The organism is Vibrio sp. 10N.261.52.A1 (genome assembly GCF_002876325.1).
Classification (GTDB): Bacteria; Pseudomonadota; Gammaproteobacteria; order Enterobacterales; family Vibrionaceae; genus Vibrio; species Vibrio chagasii.
Genome location: NZ_MCYD01001050.1, coordinates 1 through 1,553, shown reverse-complemented (window position 1 = coordinate 1,553; position 1,553 = coordinate 1). Strand labels below are relative to the sequence as shown.

Below are 1,553 nucleotides of genomic sequence, written 5' to 3'. Positions count from 1 at the left end.
CTGCGATAACCGATAGAATGCTGCCAAACGAGTACGCATCTAACATGTGGAACAAGCTTAGCGATACATCTGTGATGCCTTGATCAAGACCAAGTTGACCAACATGATTAATGACCTGTTCAATAGCCACACCACCAAACACAGACATCCAAGCCGAAGTTACTAGCGTTGGGATAATCAGTACGCAGAACAAGAACTCACGAACCGTACGACCTTTAGAAATACGCGCTACAAACATACCGAAGAATGGTGCATACGCTACCCACCACGCCCAGTAGAACACAGTCCAGCCGTGCAACCATGTGGTGTCTTCACGACCTGAACTCTGGCTCAATGCTACGATATTTTTCACATACCCTGTTGCTGCAGTAGCGACAGAATCAAGCACATTAGTGAAGTTAAGCACAGCAATAAGACCTAAGAACACAAATGCAATAACCATGTTTAGGTTGCTTAGGAACTTAACACCACCGTCCATACCACGAAGTACAGAAATGATCGCTAGGCCCATGATCAAAACAATAATAGATTGCTGAAGTAGGATATTGTTTTCCAAGCCAAACACGTGGCTAATACCACTTGCCGCTTGTGTACCACCTAAGCCTAACGAAGTCGCCAAACCAAACAGAGTAACCAGTACCGTTAGCACATCGATCACATCACCCGTTTTGCCCCACACTCGCTCACCCAAGATTGGGTAAAACACTGAGCGCATAGATAGTGGTAGACCTTTGTTATAAACAAAATACGCTAGGCAAAGTGCTGTCATGCCGTAGATAGCCCAAGCATGGAAACCCCAGTGGAATACCGTTGCACCCAGCGCTAACTCACGACCCGCTTCTGTAAAAGGTTCTGCATTAAGCGGAGTACCAAACCAGTTGGTAAAGAACGCGGTTGGCTCAGCAACACCCCAGAAAATAAGTCCAATACCCATACCGGCTGCGAATAACATCGCTATCCAAGAGGCCATTGAATAGTCTGCTGTTGCGTCTTCGCCACCTAAACGAACTTTACCTAAAGGTGAGCATGCCAAAATAACAGCAAAAATTAACATGATGTTAGCTCCCCACATAAATAGGAAGTCAAACTTTGATAGAACTGCACCCTTGATGGAATCAATTGCCGCTTTGGCATCTGCAGGAGGCAGTGCAAGAAGGGTGATGATGAAGAGAAGAGATAAGCCGACTGAGGCTACGAAAACTGTGTTATGGACATCCATGCCCCATTTACTGACGTTGTCTTGACCAACTTGATAGTCAGTAGAATCAATACTGTACTTTTTTGATTTAAAACTCATAAATTATGATGTTCGCATATCCGATTCAACGAATATAAGGACGCTCTCCATATCCAACTACTACTTGATTGGCTCGCCGCACCGCCTAAATAAAAGGCAATAAAAATCACAATAGTTAGTGATAAATGGACTTACTGGCTCAATCCCAAGACGCGCATTATAGCACAGCTCAAAGCATTTTGACTGAGATTTCTCTCAATAGTAGCCCAAACCACCGTTGATAATGATAGTTAACCTAATAAAAACAGAATAAAAT

General features: G+C 43.9%; 1 protein-coding gene. It reads right to left on the bottom strand.

All coding sequences use genetic code 11. From position 1 onward, the window contains the following. Positions 1-1,297 (bottom strand): BCCT family transporter (locus tag BCT81_RS22765; protein ID WP_102425946.1); only part of this gene is annotated, 1,297 nt, incomplete at its 3' end. Between the last annotated feature and the right edge of the window lie 256 nt (positions 1,298-1,553).